This window comes from Streptomyces sp. NPDC104096 (assembly GCF_055584385.1).
The window spans coordinates 1-4,948 of the sequence record NZ_JBVJMD010000132.1; the positions used below are offsets into that span (position 1 = coordinate 1).

5 protein-coding genes are annotated in these 4,948 nt (G+C 71.1%); 1 reads left to right on the forward strand and 4 read right to left on the reverse strand.

The window, feature by feature from the left end; genetic code table 11:
* Window positions 1-125 precede the first annotated feature (125 nt).
* From ACZ60B_RS42505 to ACZ60B_RS42520, 4 genes are all read right to left on the reverse strand, one after another.
* Entirely contained in the window at window positions 126-584 is a 459-nt protein-coding gene (locus ACZ60B_RS42505; RefSeq protein WP_469397338.1) for a MaoC family dehydratase, read from the reverse strand.
* A gap of 180 nt (window positions 585-764) precedes the next feature.
* Window positions 765-2,312: an acyl-CoA synthetase gene (locus tag ACZ60B_RS42510; RefSeq protein ID WP_469397341.1), complete on the reverse strand. Its 1,548-nt coding sequence runs from the start codon at window positions 2,310-2,312 to the stop codon at window positions 765-767.
* 11 nt (window positions 2,313-2,323) lie between these two features.
* The gene (locus ACZ60B_RS42515) at window positions 2,324-3,196 is read right to left on the reverse strand and encodes an amidohydrolase family protein (RefSeq protein WP_469397348.1); all 873 of its coding nucleotides are present in this window, start codon (window positions 3,194-3,196) and stop codon (window positions 2,324-2,326) included.
* A 52-nt stretch (window positions 3,197-3,248) separates the two neighbouring features.
* Window positions 3,249-4,160: an SDR family oxidoreductase gene (locus tag ACZ60B_RS42520; protein ID WP_469397344.1), complete on the reverse strand. Its 912-nt coding sequence runs from the start codon at window positions 4,158-4,160 to the stop codon at window positions 3,249-3,251.
* 235 nt (window positions 4,161-4,395) lie between these two features.
* Here ACZ60B_RS42520 and ACZ60B_RS42525 point away from each other — a divergent pair, with 235 nt between their 5' ends.
* Window positions 4,396-4,809, forward strand: a complete 414-nt coding sequence (locus tag ACZ60B_RS42525) for a MarR family winged helix-turn-helix transcriptional regulator (RefSeq protein ID WP_469397346.1) — start codon at window positions 4,396-4,398, stop codon at window positions 4,807-4,809.
* Window positions 4,810-4,948: the final 139 nt, after the last annotated feature.

Sequence of the window (4,948 nt, forward strand, 5' to 3'; positions counted from 1 at the left end):
AAACACTCCCCCATTTCTTCCCCACCCCCCCGCCCCCCCTTTGGGGCCCCCCCCCTAAACCCGCGGGCCCCGGGGGGGGGGTCGACCCCCGCCCCGGGCGACTCCCACACGGGGCGACCCCCAGGTCAGGCGTAGTGACGGTAGACGGCCTGGGCGACGCAGGCCGGCTTGTCGCTGCCCTCGACCTCGACGGTGAAGGTCAGCGGCATCTGCACGCCGTCGCCCTTGACGTCCTCCACGTCGCCGACGGCGCCGTGCAGTCGGATCTTCGCGCCGACCGGCACGGGAGCGGGGAAACGCACCTTGTCCAGGCCGTAGTTGACGCTCATGGAGATGCCGGTGATGTCGAGCAGCTCCCCGAAGAGCGGGATGATCAGGGAGAGCGTGAGGTAACCGTGGGCGATCGGACCGCCGAAGGGGCCGTCCTTGGCCTTCTCGGGGTCCGTGTGGATCCACTGGTGGTCGTCGGTGGCGTCGGCGAAGGTGTTCACCCGGTCCTGGGTGATCTCGCGCCACTCGGTGCGGCCGAGATCGGTGCCGCTGAGTGCCTTGAGTCCGTCGATGCCGATGGCGGTGGTGGACATGGTGGATCCTCTCGATGGCGCAAATGACGTGGTGACACCGTGTTCGATGACGCGGTGATTCGAGGACACGGTGATTCGAGGACACGGTGATTCGATGACGCGGTGACCGCGGCTACGGCCCGCGACAGGCTGCGGTGCGCAACGGGTACGGCCGTGCGTGGTGGGGTGCGGCGGAGTGCGCTACGACGGGGAGTGGTCCTCGGCCACCTGCGCGTGGAGGTCGCGGACGGCGGGCTTGATGATCTTCCCGGAGGCCGTACGGGGCAGGGCGTCGGTGATCACCACCGACTTGGGGATCTTGTACTTGGCGAGCCGGCCCGCCAGGTGGCCGAGGATGTCCTGCTCGTCGGCACGGGAGCCGGGCCTGAGGACCACGACGGCACGGCCGACCTCGCCCCACACCTGGTCGGGCACCCCGATGACCGCGCACTCGTCGACGGCGGGGTGGGTGAGGACGACGTCCTCGACCTCGGCCGGGTAGACGTTCTCGCCACCCGATACGAACATGTCCTTGACCCGGTCGACGATGTAGGCGTAGCCGTCCGCGTCGGTGGTGACGATGTCGCCGGTGCGCAGCCAGTCGCCGTCGGTGAAGGCGGCTCCGGTGTCCTCGGGCCGGCCCCAGTAGCCGGTCATGACGTTGGGGCCCTGGACGAGGATCTCGCCGCGCTCCCCCGGACCGGCCTCGCGGCCGTCGGCCAGGACCACGCGGGTGTCGGTGAAGAAGTGCGGCACACCGGCGGAGCCCGCCTTGGCGGAGGTCTGTTCCTTGTCCAGGTAGAGGACTCCGGGAGACGCCTCGGTCATGCCGTATCCCTGGCTGAAGGCCAGACCGCGCGCGAGGTAGGTGTCGATGGTGCGTGCGGGGACGGGAGCGCCGCCGCAGTTGAGAGTGCGCAGGCTGGACAGGTCCGTGGTCGCCCAGCGGGGCCGGGCGGCCATGGCGTCGTACATCGTGGGGACGCCGAACAGGTACGTCACCCGCAGGCTCTCGACGAGCTCCAGGACGCGGTCCGGGTCGAAGGCGCCGAGCAGCACCACCCGGCCGCCCTTCAGCAGGGTGGGCAGGCAGGTCATGTTGAGGCCGGCGGTGTGGAACAGGGGTGCCGCGACGAGCGTCACCTCGTCGCCGGCCAGGTCGGTGTCGACGAGGACGTTGACGCTGTTCCAGGTGATGTTGCCGTGGGACAGGACGGCACCCTTGGGGCGACCGGTGGTGCCGGAGGTGTACATGATGATGCACGGGTCCTCCGGGACCACGGGCTCGTCCAGGGGGCCGGTACGGGCTCCGGTCAGGAGTGCCTCGTAGCCGAGCGCCCCGTCGCCGTCGTGGCCCGCGAGTGCGATCCGGTGCCGTACCCCGGCCTCGGCCGTCGCGGCGCGGGCCGCGTCGGCCTGTCCGGGGGCGTGGACGAGGACGGTGCTGCCCGAGTCGGTCAGGTTGTAGGCCAGTTCCGGGGCCGCCAGCCGGGTGTTGAGCGGGACGAAGACCGCGCCGAGGGCGCCGGCGGCGAACAGGGTCTCCAGGAACGTCGGATGGTTGGGGCCCAGGTACGCGACGCGGTCGCCGCGTCCGACGCCGAGGCCGCGCAGGACGTCGGCGAGGCGCAGGACGCGCTCGTGGAGTTCCCGGTAGGTCCAGGTGCGGTCCTCGTGGACGACGGCGATCCGCTCGGGCGTCTTGCGGGCCCGGCGCGCCGGCCAGGAACCGATGCCTTGGTTCAGCACGAACGGCTCCTTCAGTCCGTGAGCAGGCCGAGCAGACGGGCGGCGTTCTCCTTGAGGATCTTCGGCCGGACCTCGGGCTTGATGTCGAGCTTCTCGAAGTCGGCGAGCCACCGGTCGGGGGTGATGACGGGGTAGTCGGAGCCGAAGAGGACCTTGTCCTGGAGCAGGGAGTTGGCGTAGCGCACGAGCTGGGGCGGGAAGTACTTCGGGGACCAGCCGGACAGGTCGATGTGGACGTGGGGCTTGTGGGTCGCCACCGCCAGGGCCTCGTCCTGCCACGGGAAGGACGGGTGGGCGAGGATGATCCGCAGTTCGGGGAAGTCCACGGCTACGTCGTCGACCAGCATGGGGTCGGAGTACTTCAGCCGGATGCCGCCGCCGCCCGGGACGCCCGCGCCGATGCCGGTCTGGCCGGTGTGGAACAGGGCGGGTACGCCGAGTTCCTCGATGGCCTCGTAGAGGGGGTAGGCGAGCGGGTCGTTCGGGGCGAACGCCTGGAGGCTCGGGTGGAACTTGAAGCCGCGGACCCCGTGCTCCTCGACCAGTCGTCGTGCTTCCCGTACACCCGCCCGGCCCTTGTGCGGGTCGATGCTGGCGAAGGGGATCAGGACGTCGGCGTGGGCGGCGCAGCTCTCGGCGATCTCCTGGTTGGAGATCCGGGGGTGGCCGGTGGCGTGTTCGGCGTCGACGGTGAACACCACGGCGGCCATGCGGCGTTCGCGGTAGTGAGCGGCCATCTCGTCGATGGTCGGCTGCCGGTGGCCGTGGGCCTTGAAGTAGTCCGCGGAGGCGCCGAAGAGTTCGGGGCTCAGGGCCCCGTGGCCGTCCTTGGAGACCTCGGCGTGCGTGTGTACGTCGATGGCGGTCAGCCGGTCGAGGTCCAGTGCGAGGTCGGGTACGAGATCTTGTGCGAGATCCGGTGCGAGGTCGCCCATCTCATGCCTCCGGGGTCTTGGGCGCGGGGATGCCGTAGGTCTCGGGCTCGGCTCCGACACCGCCCGGCCACTCGGCGGCTATCGTGTCGGCACTCCAGCCGCCGTCGGCGAAGGCGACCGTCTTCTCCTTGGGGTGCGCCCACAGCGCCAGGCGGTCGCCGCCGATGCCGATGGCCTGCCCTGTGACGTCCTTGGCGTTGTCCGAGGCCAGGAAGGTGATCAGTCCCGCGACGTCCTCGACGGTGCCGAGGCCCTCGTCCTTGCGCAGCCAGTCCGGCAGCGGCCGGCCGGTGCGCTCGGACTCCTCGATGACCGGCGCGAAGGCCGGGATGGTCCTGGTCATCTCGGTGGCCGCGACGGGGACGACGGCGTTGACGGTGATTCCCGCGCGGCCCAGCTCCAGGGCCCAGGTGCGGGCCATGGCGACGATGCCGGCCTTGGCGGCTGCGTAGTTGGTCTGGCCGAAGTTGCCGCGCTGTCCGGCGGGCGAGGAGATCAGGATCAGCCGGCCGCCGGTGCCCTGCTCGCGCATACGGACGGCGGCGGCACGGGCGCAGGTGAAGGTGCCGCGCAGATGCACGCGGACGACGGCGTCGAAGTCGTCGTCGGTCATCTTCCACAGCACGCGGTCGCGCAGGATGCCGGCGTTGGTGACCAGCACGTCCAGGCGGCCGAACTCCTCGACCGCCGTGTCCACCAGCCGTCGGGCCGCCTCGCCGTCGCCCACGGCCGCGACGACACCGGCCGCCTTGCCGCCTTCGGAGCGGACGGCGGCGACGGCGGAGTCGACGACCGCCTGGTCGACGTCGTTGACGACGACGGCGGCGCCCGCCGCGGCGAGGGCCTGCGCGTAGGCGAGTCCGAGACCACGTCCGCTGCCGGTGACGACGGCGACTTTGCCCTGGAGATCCATCAGAGGTGCCTCTCGTACGTGGTGAAAGGGAGAAGGGGAGAGGTGGCGGGGGACGCCGAAGGACGCCGCCGGGACGCGGCATCGACAGGAATCCTGATGAACGCCAGTCTCAGCAATCATCAGGATTCCTGTCAATGCCTTAGGGTGAGAGCGTGCCGCCGCCACCCGGCGGCACCCGGTACGGGGAACGGGCGGGTCCGCCCCGCACAAGAACCGCCGCAACGGGAGGACGAACGTGAGCACCTCGCTGCTCTACCTGCTCAAGAGGACGGAGCTGGCGGTGCGCGCCCGCCTGGAGGAGCTGGTCAAGCCCGCCGGGATCACGGCGTTGCAGTACACCGCCCTGACGGTGCTGGAGCGGCACGACGGCATCTCGGCCGCGCAGCTCGCGCGCGACTCCTTCGTGACCGCCCAGTCGATGGCGGACATGGTCCGCACCCTGGAGAGCCGGGGCCTGATCCGCCGCGAGCCCAATCCCGCCAACCGCCGCGAACGTCTCATCGTGCTCGCCGAACCGGGGCGGCTGCTGCTCGCCGAGTACGCCGAGCCCGCCCGCCGCCTCGAGGAGCGCATGGTCGACGGCCTGAGCCCGGAGGAGATCGGCGTACTGAGGCAGGCCCTGGTCGGGGCGTGGCGGTCCCTGTCCTAGAAACGGTCCGCAGGTACCGTGCCGTGGGGCGGGGGGCCCGGGGGGGGGGGCCCCCGCGGTGCGGCGGCCGGGGGGGGGGGGCCGGGTGTGGGCGGTGGTGGGGTTTTGGGGGGGGGGGGGGGTTGTTTTGTTATTGTTG

Excerpts from the sequence above, each read along its gene's own strand:
- ACZ60B_RS42505 (WP_469397338.1), bottom strand. The coding sequence starts at position 584 with ATGTCCACCACCGCCATCGGCATCGACGGACTCAAGGCACTCAGCGGC.
- ACZ60B_RS42520 (WP_469397344.1), bottom strand. The coding sequence starts at position 4,160 with ATGGATCTCCAGGGCAAAGTCGCCGTCGTCACCGGCAGCGGACGTGGT.